Below are 17,730 nucleotides of genomic sequence, written 5' to 3'. Positions count from 1 at the left end.
ATTATTACAAATTAAGATAGCTAGAATAGGCTTTATTGAGATGTCTTATTGTTGTTAAATTTATTAAGATAATTAGATAGAAATAGCTTAAGAAAAAAGTAGAGTGTGTCATGCCCACTCTACTTTTATTTTCAACATTTATATAGAATCCCTAATAGATGTTTAAGGGTGTGAAAGTTCCCAATCTTGCAGCATCAAAATAGCTTGTTTATACACAGAGATATCTACTTGATTAACTTCTATTTTCTGCCCAAGTCCTTGGAGTAGGGTAATTGTTAATTTTCCACCTAAGTGTTCGCGGAACTCGCTCAGTCCTCTAAATAGATAATGAGGATGCTCTGGCTGATGTAATTGCTCTCTTAATGCAGATAGGTACAAAGTGAAGCCTAATGTTTCAAGTGTGCCTAAAATCTTTTGCCATTCTGATTGCGATAGTAGCCCTGTTAAATAGGAATAGGTGCTATCTAAGGCTATCCCAATCGCCACAGCTTCACCGTGGCGTAATTTGTAGTAGGTGATGTCTTCCAATTTATGAGCCGCCCAATGCCCAAAATCTAAGGGGCGGGATGAACCCTTTTCAAAGGGATCGCCGCTATTGGCAATATGTGCTAAATGCAATTGGGCACAACGATAAATTAGCTGTTCCATAGCTTTCATATCACGAGCAGCTAATTTCTCAGCAGATTTCATAATAAACTCGAAGAAATCTGCATCTTTGATCAATGCTACCTTGACGGCTTCTGCAATGCCCGATCGCCAATCGCGATCGCTCAGACTGGTGAGAAAATCAAAGTCATTCAATACTGCATAAGGTGGCATAAATGTGCCGAGGAAGTTTTTCTTACCGTAGGCATTGATGCCATTTTTTACACCTATACCAGAATCGTTTTGCGCTAACACTGTGGTTGGTACTCGTATTAATCGAATCCCTCGGTGCGCTGTTGCTGCTGCGTATCCTACCATGTCTAATAATGCTCCACCCCCAATGGCTAATACGTAAGAGTGGCGGCATAATCCTGCAGCATCAATCATCTGATGAATTTGTTCTACAAATCTTGGCTCGTTCTTAACTATTTCTCCACCGGGAATGATGATTGGAGGCTCACTTAAGTTGATGACATCTGAATAAAAATCTGCATAAACTGATATTTGTTTTAATAGTCCATGCTGATGTTTTAACAGTCCTCCATCTACTATTGCTAGAACTTTTTTTGCCGTTATTTCTCCATCTGCGGCAATCACTTGCGCTAGTAAAGAATTGTCTAATTGAAACAGTCCATTGGTAAAGTAAACATCGTAGTTAAAGTTAACACAGACAGATTGCTGAATTGGTTGCAGGCTAGTAGATGGCTTGTGTGTAATGAGCATTTTTAGTGAAGAATTTTTTAAGTATTGCTATCCCAATATGGGATTTTTTGTCGCTAGTAATTGACCAGTATCCATCCTTAAGAAGGCATTTCATGATTTCAATACTGAAATGTTTAATAGAAGATAGATTCTTACTAAGTAAGTAAGTGAATGTAACTAGCTTAATTTCCTAGATAAATCTGTGCAAAATTCACATTCCGACTGCAATTTGCTTTAGGCTTTAACCTTTATTTAAAGGTGCATTTTGAGGGAGATTATTAAATTTCAGAGTAGACTTATTCTATATAATTTGCCCTTATAATTCAGCACTTGACAGCCCTATCTTTACATTATCTTATTTAAAATCTCCAGAATTTTATAGATTTAGTAAAGTTAGAGATGAATTTTTTTATACATCTCAGTAATTTTCTTATAGTAGAAAAAATATGATTGCAATTATTGCGAGTGACTTAAATATCTTTACGTAGGAAAAAGTGGGAAATTAGTTTGCCATACAAAAAACTTAAGGAATTATTGTGCATTAATCATGAGTAACGTAAACCAGTTGTTACATCATTGGCTAATACAGTCTGTGTCTCCAGAAGCACTGGCTTGGTTGGAACAAAAGCAAACACAGATTGCTAACGGTGCGCCCGAGAAGATATTTTATACTTCTTTTAGTGCTGTACCGCGTTATCTCGGTAAAAAGAATTTACAGCTAACATCCCAGGACTTAGCAGCAGCTGATGACTTAGTCCCTGGTTGGTCTCCTGGTAATTGGACTGTAGATCAAGCTGGTAGAATACTCTTAGTTCTAGCTTTACCCCACGATCGCACTGAGGATTATCTGCGATCGCTCGATAAAGTTTTCAGTGTTGCGGATCTGGGGGAGTTAATTGCCCTGTATCAAAGTCTACCTTTACTGCCGCATCCAGAATTACATCGCCAACGTGCGGCTGAAGGGATTCGCAGTAATATGACTAATGTATTCCAGGCGATCGCACTTAACAACCCCTATCCAGCAAATTATTTAGATAATATTGCTTGGAATCAGATGGTGCTGAAGGCTTTATTTGTGGGTAGTCCTTTGCATCAAATTTGGGGTCTAGACCAACGTGCTAACCCTGAATTAGCAAGGATGTTGGTAAACTATGCTCATGAACGTTGGGCTGCTAAACGTCCAGTATCACCAGAATTGTGGCGGCCAGTAGGAAAATTTGCCGATAATGCAATCATTGCAGATTTAGCCAAAGTATTGGCAGAAGGCAGCATTGCCGAAAAACAAGCAGCAGCCTTAGCTTGTTCGCAATCTCCTTTATTAGAAGCACAAGCACTACTATCTCTTTATCCAGACTTGCAGTCAGCCATTGCAGAAGGCGAATTGACCTGGAGTAATTTTAGCCGCGATCGCGTAGCAGTCTGCAAATAAAAAGCTTCCCCCTAAAAAATATCAGCACAGGGTAGAGACGCGATGAATCGCGTCTCTCTTACGCCAGGTTTCAGCCCAGCGATTAATACTGCGTTATTCATTTTGAATTAGGAATTTTGAATTATTTATGATGTTTATCGATCCCCACATTCATATGTGTTCCCGTACCACCTATGATTACCTGATCATGCGGGAACATGGTATTGTCGCAGTAATTGAGCCATCTTTCTGGTTGGGACAACTCCGCACAACTGCTGGTTCCTTTAAAGATTACTTTAGTAGCTTAGTTGGGTGGGAACGCTTTCGGGCTAGTCAATTTGGCATTCAACATTACTGTACTATCGGACTCAACCCCAAAGAAGCTAATAACGAAGCCTTAGCCGCAGAAGTGATGGAATTGCTACCACTGTTTGCTTGTAAAGAAGGCGTGGTGGCGATTGGGGAAATTGGCTATGACGACATGACAGAAGCAGAAGATAAATACTTTTGCGAACAATTAGCCCTAGCTAAAGAACTGGATATGCTAGTAATGATTCATACCCCTCATCGTAATAAAAAAGCAGGGGCTAGCCGCAGCATGGATCGTTGCATTGAATATGGACTAGATCCATCACAAGTAATTATTGACCACAACAACGAAGAAACCGTTGAAGAAGTTTTAAACCGAGGCTTTTGGGCAGCTTTCACAATTTACCCGAAAACCAAGATGGGTAACGCTAGGATGGCAGATATTGTTCGTCAATATGGAAGTAATCGCATCATTGTAGATAGTAGCGCCGATTGGGGTGTGAGCGATCCCTTAGCAGTTCCGAAAACAGCACAGTTAATGTTAGACACAGGGATATCGGAGAAACACGTACAAGCTGTTTGCTACGAAAACGCCCTAGCAGCTTACGGACAAACAGGACAAATGAAAGCTTCAGACTGGCTAGATGCGCCATCTGCTGACCAGCGTCAAATGTTCAATGGTAACTCAGTATTGCGGGGACAAGAACCGGGGATTAAGTCTGTTGCAGATTATGTGTTGATTGAGTAGGGATTGGGGACTGGGGACTGGGGATGAGGGAGAAGAATAACAAACACCCAATTACCAATTACCAATTACCTAATGACAAACACCAAATAAATAAGGACATACAAGTGAATATTGTTGCAAGTTTAAATTTACCAAAGTGGCGCGGGTATTTAGAGTTGATGCGCCCAGCGAATATTGTGACAGCTTGGGCTGATATTTTAGTTGGTTTTTCGGCTTCTGGTTCTGGGGTAATTTTTACTCAATTAATGAATGGACAACCAACGGCTGATGGTTTCATACCCTTAGCCTGGTTGTTACTAGCTACCACTGGATTATATGGCGGTGGTATAGTTTTTAATGATGTTTTTGATGCCGAATTAGATCAGCAAGAACGCCCATCAAGACCAATTCCTAGCGGTCGTGTGTCTCGCGAGAATGCGGCATTATTGGGGATGATATTATTTGCGATCGCAATTTTTGCGGCTACTCAAGTATCTTTGTTGAGTGTCACCATTGCCATTTTCATTACTTTTGCAGCGCTTTTATATGACTCTGTAGGGAAGCATCACCCCTTTTTTGGCCCTTTAAATATGGGTGTGTGCCGTGGTAGTAACTTGTTATTGGGTGTCAGTGCTTTACCTGCTATGGTTGGGGAACGCTGGTATTTAGCGCTCATTCCTGTACTTTACATTGCAGCGATCACCGCAATTAGTCAAGGAGAAGTTCACGGTGGTAAAAGAATTACGGGAGTAGTAGCGTTAATTCTGATTGCAATAGTATTGACAGCAGTTTTAAGCTTAGGATTTTTCGCAGAATATACAGTAATTGCAGCGTTACCATTCGCAGCTTTATTAGCAGTACGAGTATTACCTAATTTTATCCAAGCTGCACGTGAGCCAGTACCAGAAAAAATCCGCAATGCTGTGAAAGTTGGTGTGTTGTCTTTAATAATCTTAGATGCAAGCATTGCAGCTGGTTTTACTGGTTTAGCATATGGCTTATTAGTATTAATTTTGCTACCAATTTCTATGTCATTTGCCAAAATGTTTGCTGTTACTTGAAGTTGCAAGAATGTAGGGTGTGTTGTCGCCAAGCGCAACGCAGCCAGATTAAAAATGCAAGGTGCGTTAGAGGATGTTTGAAAAGTCTGTAGTAGTGTATCAAATATTTTTACCCCACCCTAGCCCTCCCCTTAGAAAGGGGAGGGAACTGGATTTTCCGGTCTCCCCCCTTGACAAGGGGGGATTAAGGGGGGTAACAGTGCAATTAAAATCACAGGGAAAAACTTTTCAAAAAACCTCTTAGCCTACGGCGTAACCACCCTACGGAAAAAATATTTTTACATAAAAATAAAGGTATTTATCTTATCAAAATTCCAAGTGTAGGGTGTGTTGTCGCGCAGCGCAACGCACCGCAAGCAAATTAAAGATGCAAAGGCATAACATACCACACAAAAAAATTACATTTAAAAAATCAGGTATTTATCTCATGAAAATTGCCGCTAATAGCAACTTTTACCTAACTTATTGTTCAAATATCCATCCTGGTGAAAGTTGGGAAGAAGTTTTTGCTAATTTAAAACAATATATTCCTGAACTCAAATCTCGTTTATCGCCTGAAGCACCTTTTGGTATTGGTTTGCGGTTAGCAGATACAGCCGCAAAGCAACTTTTAGTAGGTGAAAATTTAGCTCAGTTTCAAACTTGGCTAACAGAAAAAGATTTATATGTTTTCACCTTAAATGGTTTTCCTTACGGAGGATTTCATCGCCAAGTTGTGAAAGACCAAGTTTATGCACCAGATTGGTCAAATCACGAACGAGTAGAATATACATTAAATTTGACAGAAATTTTAGCGATTTTATTACCTGATGGTTTAGATGGGGGAATTTCTACATTACCTTTATCATATAAACCTTGGTGGTTAGATAAAGAAGAACAAAAGGAGATAGTTTTCAAGACTAGCTGTTTGAATATTGCAGCAGTTGTTGCTGAAATGATGCGAATTCAGGAAACTACAGGTAAGTTGTTGCACATTGATTTAGAACCTGAACCTGACGGGTTAATTGAAAATACCTCAGAAGTAATTGAATTTTATCAAAATTGGTTATTGCCTATAGCTGGTAATTATTTAGCTGAACAATTAGATATTGAGCCTAGTTTAGCGGAAAGTAAATTGCTAGACCATGTGCGAATTTGCTATGACACTTGCCATTTTTCAGTAGAATATGAGCAACCTGAGTCTGTATTTGCACGCTTGGCATCAGCAGGAATTAAAATTGGCAAGATGCAAATTAGTGCCGCAATTCAAGTAAAGATACCATCTGAAGTTGAGCAACGTAGTTTAATAGTTGAGCGCTTACAACCTTTTGCTGAATCGACTTATTTGCATCAAGTCATAGAACGTCGTGCTGATGGAACGTTACATCATTATCCTGATTTAATTACGGCTTTACCGCAACTGCAGCAATCCCTAGCTGAAGAATGGCGTACTCATTTTCATGTGCCAATTTTCATTCGAGATTATCAAATTTTGCAGTCTACACAAGATGATATTGTGACAATCTTACATTTGCTGCAGCAAAATCATGCTTGTCAACATCTGGAAATTGAGACTTATACATGGGATGTATTGCCATCAGAAATGAAAATAGATTTGCTCACTTCTATTCAGCGAGAATATGAGTGGGTATTAACAAATTTTTCTGGTAATTAATAGGATATTAAATTTATGCAGAAAACTGTTGTTCTCAATGTTGTCGGCTTAACACCTAGTTTACTAGGAGAAAACACGCCATTTTTATCTGCTTGGGCTGCTAAAGGTCAAGTAGTACCAATTACGCCAGTATTACCTGCTGTAACTTGCTCTGTTCAAGCTACTTATTTAACAGGAAAATTACCAGATGAACATGGCATTGTTGCTAATGGTTGGTATTTTCGTGATGATTGTGAAATTAAATTCTGGCGACAGTCTAATAAATTAGTCCAGTCACCTAAAATTTGGGAAATGGCTAAATCTATTGACCCTAATTTTACTTGTGCTAACCTTTTTTGGTGGTACAACATGTATTCTGCTGTAGATTATGCGATTACTCCGCGCCCAATGTATCCCGCAGATGGCAGAAAGTTACCTGATATTTATACATATCCTAGTAATATTCGCGAGTCAATTCAATCAGATTTAGGTCAGTTTCCTCTGTTTAATTTTTGGGGGCCGAATACATCAATTGTTTCTAGTCAATGGATTGCTAATTCTGCTAAGTGGGTTGAGGAACACTATAGCCCGACATTAACATTAGTATATTTGCCACATTTAGATTATTGTTTACAAAAATTCGGTCAAGATAAACAGCAGATACAAAAAGATTTACAAGAAATTGATGCGGTTTGTGGTGATTTAATTAATTATTATCAAGCCAGAAATACTCAAGTAATTATTCTTTCAGAATATGGTATTACGCCAGTATCTCAGGCGGTAGATTTGAACCGTATACTCAGGAAACATGGTTTAATTGCTGTTAGAGAAGAGTTAGGGCGAGAATTGTTAGATCCAGGTGCTAGTATTGCTTTTGCTGTCGCTGATCATCAGGTAGCTCATGTATATGTTAACGATGCGGCGTATATTCCCAAAGTGCGCGATTTGCTAGAGTCAACTGCAGGGGTAGCGCAGGTATTGGATGAAGAAGGGAAAAAAGCTTACCATCTTAATCATCCTCGTTCTGGAGAGTTAGTGGCGATCGCACAATCTGATGCTTGGTTTACCTATTACTACTGGCTGGATGATGCAAAAGCGCCTGATTTTGCTAGAACTGTGGATATTCACCGCAAACCAGGTTACGATCCTGTAGAACTTTTCCTCGATCCGCAACTGAAATTTCCCCAACTCAAAATTGCTTCCAAGCTGTTGCAGAAAAAATTAGGTTTTCGTTACTTGATGGATGTCATTCCTCTCGATGCTTCCCTAGTTCGTGGTTCTCACGCTTGTGTGACAACTTCCCCCAGCGAGGGGCCGATGTTTATTAGCCATCAAACTCACCTCATGAATCAAGATGTAATTCCTGCAACAGATGTTTGTTCTTTGATTCTCCAGCATTTAACAATGTAAATTATCTAAGAATCAGGCGACACATAAATTATTCTTCAGGGGACAAACAATGTTCATTGGTGTCAACTTAACACCAAACCCGCTTTGTTCAAAGGTTTTGCCCTCACCCCCAGCCCCTCTCCCTCAGGGAGAAGGGAGCAAGAGATTCAATTCCCCTTCTCCCTCAGGGAGAAGGGGTTAGGGGATGAGGGCGAGGGATTTGTACAACACCCGCCGTATATAGCTTTTAGCTTAAGTTTACACCTCTGAGCAATATTGTGTCCCTACAAATACTTATTGCAATGATGTGGGCTTTTGTAAGTTTGGCTGAAGTAATTACATAAAAATATAAGCTGTTATCGCAAAAGATACCCCCAATTGCTGTTTCGGAGACTACAATTGCTGCTTTTGATAATACAATTGCTGCTTTTGATAATACAATTGCTGCTTTTAATACTACAATTGCTGCTTTTGATAATACAATTGCTGCTTTTAATACTACAATTGCTGCTTTTGATAATACAATTGCTGCTTTTGATACTACAATTGCTGCTTTTGAGAACTCATTTGCCAATTGTAGAGTGAACTCCTCAAGGAGGCTGCTTGTCTGTACCTATGTTCCCTCTCTAGAGAAATTAACAAAGAAACAATATAATCATCTCTCCCAAAATCCAAAATTGGTATAAGCTGGTACGAAGTTGAATAGCAAAGAATAGCGCCTTATGTCAATTATTGCGCTCAGGGCATGGTATATACAAGATTATGAGCCGATCGCGGAACTAGAAAAGCGTCAGCCAGACATTCGCCTCAGTAAAAAAAGTTTACTGCGATCGGGTTTACGTGCGGATTTTTTGGAAGATAGTGACGAGGTAAAGCAGTCAACTTGGTTTGGGCGCTATTTGGAAGGCGAAAATATTGAATTTTATATTGAAGGTAGCGGTGGCTATGCGGTAGCTAATATTGACTTGATTAGTCATGAAATCTATTTCACCAAGCAAGCGCTGTTAGCACAGTTAGATCCGACAATTTTTTTATGCTATCAAACCGAGTATGGCGAAGCGAGTGAGGCTTTGCGCGCCGGGATACAAACTAGTCTAGAAAATTTGAATAAGCGATCGCGTCTACCTTTAACTTTAGTAGAATCCTATCGTCCAAGTAACGGCCCCTTACGGCTTTCTACTGGTATTCTGCGAAAAATCCGCAAGAGTTTATTGTTTATTGCAGATACTACACCCATTGCTAACATCGCTGGTAAAGAAACTACACAACTAATCCCCAGCCCCAATGTCTGTATTGAACTTGGCTATGCGATGCAAAGTAAGCGATCAGAACAAATTTTACTAGCGCAAATGCAACGCCCAGAATTAGAAGGCGAGTTTCCTTTCGACTTACCAAAGCAGCAAATTCTGCAATTTCAAGATGCTAAAGAACTGAATAAAGTTCTGACAGTAGCGATTACAGCCCAGTTAGCAAGATTTAAGCTGTTTTTTTAATGAAGTCAACGAATTTTAGATTTTGCGTTCGCGTAGCGTGTCGTTGGCGCAGCCTCTCGTAGAGAAGACAAAAGTTGCTCAACGGGGGGAACCCCCGTTGAGCAAACTTTTTAAGACGGATTTTGGATTTTTCATCTCCCCAATTACCAATTACCAATTACCAATTACCCATTACCAATTACCCATTACCAATTACCCATTACCCATTACCCATTACCCATTACCAAATTTTCTGCAAATTTAAGATAAATCCCGGTAATACATCTTCTCCAGAAACAGTTAAAGGTGCTTTGAGAATCTCTACTTGTTGCTGAGGACGATAAATTTCTAACTCTTGTTGTTTCCGATTAATCAAAAAACCTAAACGACAGCCATTAGCAAGATACTCTTGCATTTTTTCTTGAACTTTTTGCAGTCTATCTGATGGTGAAAGTATTTCAATAACAAAGTCAGGACATAGAGGAATAAATTTTTCTCTTTGTTCTGCAGTCAAAGCATTCCAGCGACTTTTTTCTACCCAAGACACATCAGGAGAACGGTCAGCACCATTTGGTAATGCAAATCCTGTAGAAGAGTCAAACACTTCTCCTAGTTGATTTTGTTCATTCCATTGTGCTACTTGCAATATTAAATTAACATTGCGTTTCCCTGTTTCTCCTCCTGTAGGTGGCATGATAATTAATTCTCCTTCACCATTACGTTCTAACTTCAAATCGGGGTTATCTTGACATAGTTGATAAAACTCTTCTGAAGTTAGTTTAATTACAGAATCGAGCTTTAATGTAAGTGATGTCACGTCGCTTTGCTCCAAGTTCAAAATTTAAAATTCTCAATTTAGTCAATGATTGCCATATTATTTCTATTTCTATGGGATGATGACCAATTAAAAACAGAAAGAGTACATTAATGCGGGATGTTGTTATGCACTGGATTTATATAGAGTTTGGTGATGAGCCAAACCTTTTTTTTATTTAAAATGAAGGTGCAGGGGAATATAGAGTTGTCGAGCAAGTTCTGGGAATCGGTCACGATCCGCAACGATGAAAAAACCCCATTCCCCATTTTCGTGATAACCCATGCCAAAGCGGAAGGCTTGCTCTCGTCGGTTGAGTCTGTCCATTAACTGATTGAAGTGATTAATTACTGCCTCAACATCCATCCAAGTACCACTGCAATCTGCTAGAAACTGATACGTTTCGCCATTGAGCATATACTGCACAACCCAATGGGAATCCTGATCGCTGAAGATGCCAATTCCTTCGGCGCGTTGATCGGAGATTAAGTATTTCACCGTTGTTCCGTCGTGATTTCGTATGGAGAGTTGAGTTGTTTCGCTCACATCCTTAAACCGCTCTTCTGTTTCGATACCTTGTGAAATGCTGTTCAGAGAAATGGGAGGAATTGCTGAGGTAGCAAGATCCCTGAAAAGCTCATCATGCCGAGGTTCAAAACCTATATCACGCAGATTTGCGAAGGCCACCCGTGGCCCAAATAGTTCAAAAATAATGCTGATATGGTCATCCAGTATAAAGGCTGGGTTCTGAATCCACGAGTTGATTTTTTCGATAGACTCTGGTGGTAATTGCTCAACAATTCCAGCTTCTTGCAGCATTTGCGAAACATGAGTAGCTGTATGTCCCTCTTCATGCCATCTAAACATAAGATGATGCCAGGGATGCGATTGCGCTAATGTTTCTGGTCTTCTACAACCATATTTCAGTAGGGTGTAGGCTAGAAAGTGTGCAGCATAGTCAGTGGAATGATCCACTAAAGCTTCTCTCAAAGCATCGACAAGATCTTGGTCTGCTGTCCAGGTACCATGCTTGTAAATTTCTTCGCTATGTTCTTTGTAAGCGCGATTTGAAAGCTCTATGCACACCTCATAAACGCGGGAAACTTCATCATTTTCATCTCGAAAATGCTGTCGGTCATACCATCCAAGCAATTTGAAAAGCTTTTTGGTACTGGGTTTAAAATCGTTGGGCATTGGTCAATGTTGCCTTCTGTCGGGAGTGAAGCCTACTATACATACCTTCAAAAAAGTGACTGGTATTGGCTGATTTTAACGCAGGAACCACTTTTTTGACTTTATCATCGCTTTTGAATGTCAGATAGATTTCGCCGCCCTTTTCAATGAAATGAGCTAATGTTTATCTAGGTCATCATTTTCTGGTTTTTATGAAGTTCCCACCTTGGTAAGCCGCTAAAAAGTTATCGCACCAGCGATTCCTTTTACAACCTGTACAGTTTTGTTCGTGGATTCCCCCGCCAACAGCCAACGCTGTGAAGAGTTTGCGTTGGTAATCAAATGTTGAAGACGGGAGAATTAAATCATGCCATTGCATGGTAGGAACAGAACTGCAAAAAATGTAATTTTATTAACCATCACCTTTCTCGCGATTGAATTCTTAGATGAGGTGATTGATGGCTTGTGCGGTGCGGCTTGGCCGTTAATTCGCCATGACCTAAATCTTCATTACGTGCAAGTAGGAATGTTACTGACAATACCGAGTACTATCAGTAGCTTAATTGAGCCGATAGTAGGTATATGGGGGGATATTGGGAAGCGACGACAATTAATTTTGGGTGGAGGAGTGAGTTTTGCGATCGCACTCCTCCTTTTAAGCCAGAGTTATAATTTTTCATTATTATTAGCAGCCTTTGTGCTGTTTTATCCCGCCTCTGGTTGTTTTGTCAGTCTTTCTCAAGCCACTCTCATGGATATTGAACCGACGCGCCACGAACAAAATATGGCACGTTGGGCGTTAGCTGGTTCTGTGGGAAATGTAATTGGCCCCTTAATTTTAGCTGGCGCTGTAGCATTAAATCAAAGTTGGCGAAGTGCGTTTTTGGCATTGGCGCTGTTGACGCTGTTACTTGTGGGAATGCTATGGCAATTTCCCATAAAAACTTTACCTTCTCACATTGATGAACCACTGTATAGCTTCCAGGATGGAATAGCTAATACCCTGACAGCATTAAAACGGCGTAAAGTTCTCCTGTGGTTAACTTTATTGCAATTTTCAGATTTAATGCTAGATATTTTGCGTAGCTTTTTAGCACTGTACTTTGTTGATATAGTTGGTGCAGATAATACCCAAGCAAGTTTTGCTGTCACTGTTTGGTTAGGGTTTGGCTTACTGGGAGATTTCTTACTCATCCCCTTACTAGAAAAATTGCGGGGATTGCATTATTTAAAACTCAGCGCCACAATTGTTTTGTGTCTTTACCCAATTTTTTTGCTGGTACCAAACACAAATATCAAATTAGTAATTCTCGGTTTATTGGGTTTCTTTAATGCTGGTTGGTATTCAATTCTGCAAGGACAATTATACACAGCCATGCCAGGACAAAGTGGTACAGTAATGACGCTAAATAATTTATTTGGTTTAGTTGGTGGTTTAATACCCTTGGTGTTGGGTTTAGTTGCTCAATATTATGGTTTACAAACCACTATGTGGTTGTTACTCGCAGCACCTATAACCTTACTCATTGCACTATTTGCTGTTTAATTTTGCATACCAAAAACAAATGTTTGCGACACATCAATATATTCTAGCGGGCAAGGCAGTACCCATTGGTGTCAACTTAACGTGAAACTCGCTTTGTGCAAAGGTTTTGCCCTCACCCCCAGCCCCTCTCCCACCAGGAGAGGGGAGCAAGATATTTAATTCCCCTTCTCCCTGAGGGAGAAGGGGTTAGGGGATGAGGGCACGAGGGATTTGTACAACACTCGCCGTATATAGCTTTTAGCTTAAGTTGATACGTATGGGCACTGCCTTGCCCCTACAATCTGTCGCATTCTTTTTTCAAATTGGTATTACTTTATAAATAACCTCTAAAGGCACAACATTGTTGTGCCTTTAGCTATGTATTTTATTTACCTAAAAAACGATGTATGGACGAGTTAAAGAGCTAAAATTTGCCTAACCAACCGCCAAAAACAGCTAAACCATAGTACTTCCAAGGTACTGCGACTGTTAAAAACCCTGCTTGTCTGAGCATTTGTAAATGAGTATCCACAGAAGCTAATTGGTCTTGGCTTGAGTAGCCCTGTGTAGTAGTTGTACCTACCTTAGCACGAACCTCTGCTAGCGTTTTACCCTGTTGGTTAGCCCATTCCTCTCGCGCTGCTTTGTATACTTCCACCAAGGCAGGTGATTCCGGTAGGATAGGGTCAGCATTCCAAAAACAACCATGAGGACTCAAGCTAGCAGCGATTTGCTGAAATAACTTGAATTTCATCTCATCTTGGAGATGATGAATTGCCAAAGAAGAAACACATACATCAAATTCCTTACCTGTAGCAAATTTTTCTGGATTATTTGCCCATTCGCCAAAATCCGCTTCTATACAACTCCACCGATTTTGATATCCGGCTGCGACAATTTTACTTTGAGCAAATTGCAACATCCGGGGTGAGTAATCTAAGGCAATAACTTGAGCATCTGGACAGCGTTGGAGTATTTTTAAGCTCAGTTCACCTGTGCCACAGCCTAATTCTAAAATGCGAAGAGTAGTAGAAGGCAGACAACGGGTAATTACCTCCAGCATCTCGTCATAGCGCGGTAATAGCTGACGAATCCCTGTATCAAAATCAGCAGTGTTGGCAAATACTTCACCGGGAAATAGTTGTTGCATATCGCTGGCACTAATTGTTTGTGAGAAATAGAGAATCTTCGACACCACAATGATAATATTTGCGATCGCACTTATTTGGCGTTATACCAATTCACGAAATTACTGATACAAATTACTTCCTCTGCTCAACGGCAGTTGCTCTACTTGGGGAAACCCCAAGACCGCACTGCCTCCTCTGCTTCCTCTGCTCCCTCTGCTTGTCCATGTGTATCATTTTTAAAGTGAAATGGTATTAGTAGTACGTCTATTTACAAAGGGGGATAATTTCAAGAATTTTGTCGCACTACCAATTAAATAAACAAGGTGCGTCACACTGCGTTAACGCACCCTACGAGGATGGAAAAATTTATTTTGAATCTTCTCTAAATAATTCCAAATACTGAGCCGACAGTAGACTTAATTGAATCCCTTGCGTCCTTCAAAGTCTGAGCAATAGGATGTTTGGTTTGCAAGAATACCCGCGCACAATTACGTCCTGGCATACCAGAAATTGAACCACCTGGATGTGTGCCAGCACCAGTTAAAAAGAGATTATCAATTGGTGTTTTGTAGTTGGCTATTTCTGGTAAAGGACGGAAAAATACCATTTGATCGAGTGTCATATCAATGTGGTAATAATTCCCTTTATAAGCACCTAGCCTTTCTCCTAATTCTGCAGGACTTTCTACACGACGGGCGATAGTTGCTGTTTTGACATTTGGGGCATAGGTTGCTAACTTATCAACTACCCTATCTGCTACTTGATTTTTTAATTCATCAGTCCAACCTGTACCTCTTAAACCTGTACCTTCTGCACCAGCAATTTGATAGGGAGCAAAAAATTCAATCCATACTGTATGCTTACCTGGTGGTGCTAATGTGGGATCTAAAGCGCTAGGCATGACTACATACATTGATGGGTCAGAATCTGGGATTTCTCCTAAAGTACATTTGCTATGGGCTTGTTCAACATGAGCTACAGAATCGGCAATTAAGATAGAACCAATGAGATATTCATCTTTGTGTTCATGATAAGGAAAACGCAGGGGTTCATCTAAGGCTAAATCTATTTTGAGAATAGTTTCGTTATTGTTAACAATGCGGCGTTCTAATCTTTCCCACAAATCTGGATCGACTGCATCAATATCAGTTTTATCAGTCATTTGCAAGAATAAACGTTTGGCATCAATATTAGAAATTACCCCATATTTAGCGCGATATTCTTTACCGCCAGCAACGCGTACACCCACTGCTTTTTTATCATCAATCAACACTTTTTCTACGTGCTGGTCTGTGAGAATTACGCCGCCTTTACTTGTAACTAAATTCACCAAAGCTTTGACAAGTGCGCCAGTACCACCGCGAGGTCTAGCCATACCTGGATTGTGGCGCATTGCCATCATGATTGCACCAATCGCAATGGTTTTTTGCGATGGTGGCGCACCCAGTTCTGCTGCTAGCCTTGCTAAGGGTGCTTTGAGAAACTCTTCATCAAACCATTCGTTAAGTAAATCTTCTGCACTGGTCATCATGTTGCGAATAAAGTCCAGCGTTTTATTCGGGGAACCAATGACAGAAAATAAATCTTTGATTTTTGTGATGTCGTAATTACCAGCAATATCAATAATCGACTTTGGAGGAGCATTAAACATGGGAATCATAGCACCTAATGCTCGTTGCCAATAGTCGGTAAATTCGGCGTATTTTTTAGCATCACGTTCGTTGTAACGCGCGATTTCTGCACAGGTTTTTTCGAGAGATTTATGAGCTAAAAAATATTTACCATCTGGATGGGGGCAGAAAACTACTGGATCGCATTCCAGATATTCCAAACCATATTTTTCTAATTCTAATTCTTCAACAACTGGCCCCAAATGGATAAATTCGTGGTCAATAGCACATAAATTAAATTTAAATCCAGGTGCTTCTTGGGGTAAACATTCTTCAGTGGTAGCTGCACCACCAGGAACAGAACGCTTTTCTAATAGCAGGACACTATAGCCAGCTTTTAGTAAATATGCAGCACATACTAAACCGTTATGTCCTGCACCAATAATCACAACATCGTACTCTTGCATATTTGTAATTTAGAAATGGCGTAGCTTGAATAAATTTACAACACTAATAGTGAAAAAAACCTCAGTTAGCAGCTTTCTTTTTATTGAGGAGAAAGCATAGAATCTGTTGAGGGAATTTGCTTAACATGGGCTTTGACTAGCATAATGATATTGTCTGCCTGTACTTTCATATCTTTAATGCTTAATAGCATATTTTGCCATTCAAAATATGGTAATTGCAGCATTTCTTTTACCTTTTGCATTAATGCTGCCATGAGATTGACTGACAAACCATCTCCCTGATGACAGTTGAAGCTCTCTAAGAGGAATGGTTGTGAATGGGTAAATGGCTTAAGTCTCGCGGTAAAATCTAGTAAGCGGCTGTTTCCCAGTTCATTGAGCAGCACTTTTCCCCTAAATTCTATTTTATCGCTATCAGGTAGCGATACTTGAATTTCTTGCAGATTAAAATTGACAATTTCGCCATCTACATTCAAATCCCATTTTTGTGATTGACTGCGAATTAAGTCTGAAGATAAAGCATGATTAATATCTGCTACTGTCATGACAATTCGAGCGAGCGCATTTACTGGCTCGTTTAGTTCAATTTGTCCAAAAATTGCATTTAAAGGATTGACAGCAACGCTATCTGTTTTGACTTTTATTTCCTGTACACGGATATCTTTTTGGAACACCAGACCTTGACCAGTTAGGGAAACTTCATCTACCTGTCCCTGAACAATTTTGAGTAGATCGGTTCGCACATCTACATCTATTTGTTCTACTTCGTCCAACTGGTTGGATAGAGTATTTTCTGCCGCCTGTGATAATATATGCTCCTCTAACCTTTCCTTGTCTGGCATGAGTTCTTATACTCCTACTATCCTCTTACCTACTCAATTTAATCTTTGCAGAGTCAGGAAGGTATCTATAGTATGGTATATACATCTAGGAAGATGAAAAACAATATATAAAAATTAGATTTGTGTGGGGAAATTAATAGCAAAGAAATGAAACAGTCAATTGTCTTCTGCAGATTATATATGAATTTACAAAAAATCTGTTTTATAGTAATAGAATATATCATTAGTATGAAAATAAATAATTAAAATATCTACAATTTGATAGATATTTTAAGTTGAAAAATATTTCTTTATAGCAATCCTATTTGATTTGTGAAAAATATCGGTTTCACCAATTTTATGCAACCACAGTCATTAGCACAGCTTTTTGCGGCTATGGGTGTGGGTTAAAGAGATGGGGAAAGGTGAAAGGGGAAATCCCAAATCTTTCTCCCTTTTTTCGACTTCTGCTAGAAATCGCCAATCAAACTATGTACGGTTTAACAGCAGCCGTCTGGGCTAAAAATCTTGATACAGCCTTCAAAATGGCTAAAGGAATTCGTGCTGGTACAGTTTGGGTTAACTCTTATCATACTTCTGGCTTAGAACCAACTATACCTTATGGTGCTTACAAACAAAGCGGAATTGGTCGCGAAGTAGGCAAGAATGGTTTAGAAGAGTATTTATAAACAAAAGCCAGTTAGGCTAAAGACATAACAATACTTGTCGGTTAAGGCGAAAAAGGGGAATAGGAAAAGGGAAGTAAAAAACCCTTAACCTTTCCCCAAAACCAATTTTGAGTTCAAAACGCTAAACCGAGTAGTATTGAAAGTCATAACGCGTC

Annotated in this window: 15 protein-coding genes; 8 read left to right on the top strand and 7 right to left on the bottom strand. The window is 39.7% G+C overall.

Translation table 11 applies throughout. The features are described 5' to 3' along the window. Positions 1 to 162: 162 nt before the first annotated feature. Complete coding sequence (locus AACU25_RS18260; RefSeq protein ID WP_096577973.1) at positions 163 to 1,368, bottom strand: 3-dehydroquinate synthase; 1,206 nt, start codon at positions 1,366 to 1,368, stop codon at positions 163 to 165. Positions 1,369 to 1,894: 526 nt separating this feature from the next. Between AACU25_RS18260 and AACU25_RS18255 the strand changes: the two genes are divergently transcribed. From AACU25_RS18255 to AACU25_RS18235, 5 genes are all read left to right on the top strand, one after another. After that, positions 1,895 to 2,776 carry an EboA family metabolite traffic protein gene (locus tag AACU25_RS18255; RefSeq protein ID WP_096577971.1) on the top strand — a complete coding sequence of 294 codons (882 nt, stop codon included), beginning with the start codon at positions 1,895 to 1,897 and terminating at the stop codon, positions 2,774 to 2,776. A 127-nt stretch (positions 2,777 to 2,903) separates the two neighbouring features. Next, the gene (locus AACU25_RS18250) at positions 2,904 to 3,812 is read left to right on the top strand and encodes a TatD family hydrolase (protein WP_096577969.1); all 909 of its coding nucleotides are present in this window, start codon (positions 2,904 to 2,906) and stop codon (positions 3,810 to 3,812) included. A 104-nt stretch (positions 3,813 to 3,916) separates the two neighbouring features. Continuing rightward, entirely contained in the window at positions 3,917 to 4,852 is a 936-nt protein-coding gene (gene eboC / locus AACU25_RS18245) for a UbiA-like protein EboC (protein WP_321206765.1), read from the top strand. 427 nt (positions 4,853 to 5,279) lie between these two features. After that, positions 5,280 to 6,506, top strand: coding sequence for a metabolite traffic protein EboE (gene eboE, locus AACU25_RS18240; RefSeq protein ID WP_096583859.1), 1,227 nt, complete (start codon positions 5,280 to 5,282; stop codon positions 6,504 to 6,506). Between the two features lie 15 nt (positions 6,507 to 6,521). After that, a complete protein-coding gene (locus AACU25_RS18235) occupies positions 6,522 to 7,895 on the top strand; it encodes an alkaline phosphatase family protein (protein WP_096577967.1) in 1,374 nt (457 codons plus the stop codon). Positions 7,896 to 8,121: 226 nt separating this feature from the next. Here AACU25_RS18235 and AACU25_RS18230 read toward each other — a convergent pair whose 3' ends face one another. After that, positions 8,122 to 8,448, bottom strand: a complete 327-nt coding sequence (locus tag AACU25_RS18230; RefSeq protein WP_096577965.1) for a hypothetical protein — start codon at positions 8,446 to 8,448, stop codon at positions 8,122 to 8,124. Positions 8,449 to 8,596: 148 nt separating this feature from the next. On the opposite strand from AACU25_RS18230, the gene AACU25_RS18225 reads away from it, so the two are divergent. Beyond that, positions 8,597 to 9,367 (top strand): hypothetical protein, encoded by a 771-nt coding sequence (locus AACU25_RS18225; protein ID WP_096577963.1) that lies wholly within the window; start codon positions 8,597 to 8,599, stop codon positions 9,365 to 9,367. A gap of 220 nt (positions 9,368 to 9,587) precedes the next feature. Here the strand turns inward: AACU25_RS18225 and AACU25_RS18220 are convergent, their stop codons facing one another. Both AACU25_RS18220 and AACU25_RS18215 read right to left on the bottom strand, forming a co-directional pair. After that, the gene (locus AACU25_RS18220) at positions 9,588 to 10,163 is read right to left on the bottom strand and encodes a Uma2 family endonuclease (RefSeq protein ID WP_096577960.1); all 576 of its coding nucleotides are present in this window, start codon (positions 10,161 to 10,163) and stop codon (positions 9,588 to 9,590) included. A gap of 171 nt (positions 10,164 to 10,334) precedes the next feature. After that, complete coding sequence (locus AACU25_RS18215; RefSeq protein ID WP_096577958.1) at positions 10,335 to 11,354, bottom strand: hypothetical protein; 1,020 nt, start codon at positions 11,352 to 11,354, stop codon at positions 10,335 to 10,337. Between the two features lie 346 nt (positions 11,355 to 11,700). On the opposite strand from AACU25_RS18215, the gene AACU25_RS18210 reads away from it, so the two are divergent. Further along, entirely contained in the window at positions 11,701 to 12,879 is a 1,179-nt protein-coding gene (locus AACU25_RS18210) for an MFS transporter (protein WP_096577954.1), read from the top strand. Between the two features lie 403 nt (positions 12,880 to 13,282). Here the strand turns inward: AACU25_RS18210 and AACU25_RS18205 are convergent, their stop codons facing one another. The 3 genes from AACU25_RS18205 to AACU25_RS18195 all read right to left on the bottom strand — a co-directional run bounded on the left by AACU25_RS18205 (position 13,283) and on the right by AACU25_RS18195 (position 16,907). Then, positions 13,283 to 14,008: a class I SAM-dependent methyltransferase gene (locus AACU25_RS18205; protein ID WP_096583857.1), complete on the bottom strand. Its 726-nt coding sequence runs from the start codon at positions 14,006 to 14,008 to the stop codon at positions 13,283 to 13,285. Positions 14,009 to 14,370: 362 nt separating this feature from the next. Continuing rightward, positions 14,371 to 16,065, bottom strand: coding sequence for a beta-carotene ketolase CrtO (crtO, locus tag AACU25_RS18200; protein WP_096577952.1), 1,695 nt, complete (start codon positions 16,063 to 16,065; stop codon positions 14,371 to 14,373). A gap of 80 nt (positions 16,066 to 16,145) precedes the next feature. Next, positions 16,146 to 16,907, bottom strand: a complete 762-nt coding sequence (locus AACU25_RS18195; RefSeq protein WP_096577950.1) for an LmeA family phospholipid-binding protein — start codon at positions 16,905 to 16,907, stop codon at positions 16,146 to 16,148. Positions 16,908 to 17,311: 404 nt separating this feature from the next. Between AACU25_RS18195 and AACU25_RS18190 the strand changes: the two genes are divergently transcribed. Next, positions 17,312 to 17,575, top strand: a complete 264-nt coding sequence (locus AACU25_RS18190; protein ID WP_190445920.1) for an aldehyde dehydrogenase family protein — start codon at positions 17,312 to 17,314, stop codon at positions 17,573 to 17,575. Positions 17,576 to 17,730: the final 155 nt, after the last annotated feature.

Origin of the sequence: Tolypothrix tenuis PCC 7101 (genome assembly GCF_963874875.1) — a bacterium.
Lineage (GTDB): Bacteria > Cyanobacteriota > Cyanobacteriia > Cyanobacteriales > Nostocaceae > Aulosira > Aulosira tenue.
Note: the sequence above shows the minus strand (reverse complement) of the source record. Positions and strands in the feature narration are given on the sequence as shown.

Bases quoted from the DNA above. Each gene is read 5' to 3' on its own strand.
- AACU25_RS18260 (WP_096577973.1), bottom strand. From the start codon at position 1,368: ATGCTCATTACACACAAGCCATCTACTAGCCTGCAACCAATTCAGCAA.
- AACU25_RS18255 (WP_096577971.1), top strand. From the start codon at position 1,895: ATGAGTAACGTAAACCAGTTGTTACATCATTGGCTAATACAGTCTGTG.
- AACU25_RS18250 (WP_096577969.1), top strand. From the start codon at position 2,904: ATGATGTTTATCGATCCCCACATTCATATGTGTTCCCGTACCACCTAT.
- eboE (WP_096583859.1), top strand. From the start codon at position 5,280: ATGAAAATTGCCGCTAATAGCAACTTTTACCTAACTTATTGTTCAAAT.
- AACU25_RS18235 (WP_096577967.1), top strand. From the start codon at position 6,522: ATGCAGAAAACTGTTGTTCTCAATGTTGTCGGCTTAACACCTAGTTTA.
- AACU25_RS18225 (WP_096577963.1), top strand. From the start codon at position 8,597: ATGTCAATTATTGCGCTCAGGGCATGGTATATACAAGATTATGAGCCG.
- AACU25_RS18215 (WP_096577958.1), bottom strand. From the start codon at position 11,354: ATGCCCAACGATTTTAAACCCAGTACCAAAAAGCTTTTCAAATTGCTT.
- AACU25_RS18210 (WP_096577954.1), top strand. From the start codon at position 11,701: ATGCCATTGCATGGTAGGAACAGAACTGCAAAAAATGTAATTTTATTA.
- AACU25_RS18205 (WP_096583857.1), bottom strand. From the start codon at position 14,008: ATGCAACAACTATTTCCCGGTGAAGTATTTGCCAACACTGCTGATTTT.
- crtO (WP_096577952.1), bottom strand. From the start codon at position 16,065: ATGCAAGAGTACGATGTTGTGATTATTGGTGCAGGACATAACGGTTTA.
- AACU25_RS18195 (WP_096577950.1), bottom strand. From the start codon at position 16,907: ATGCCAGACAAGGAAAGGTTAGAGGAGCATATATTATCACAGGCGGCA.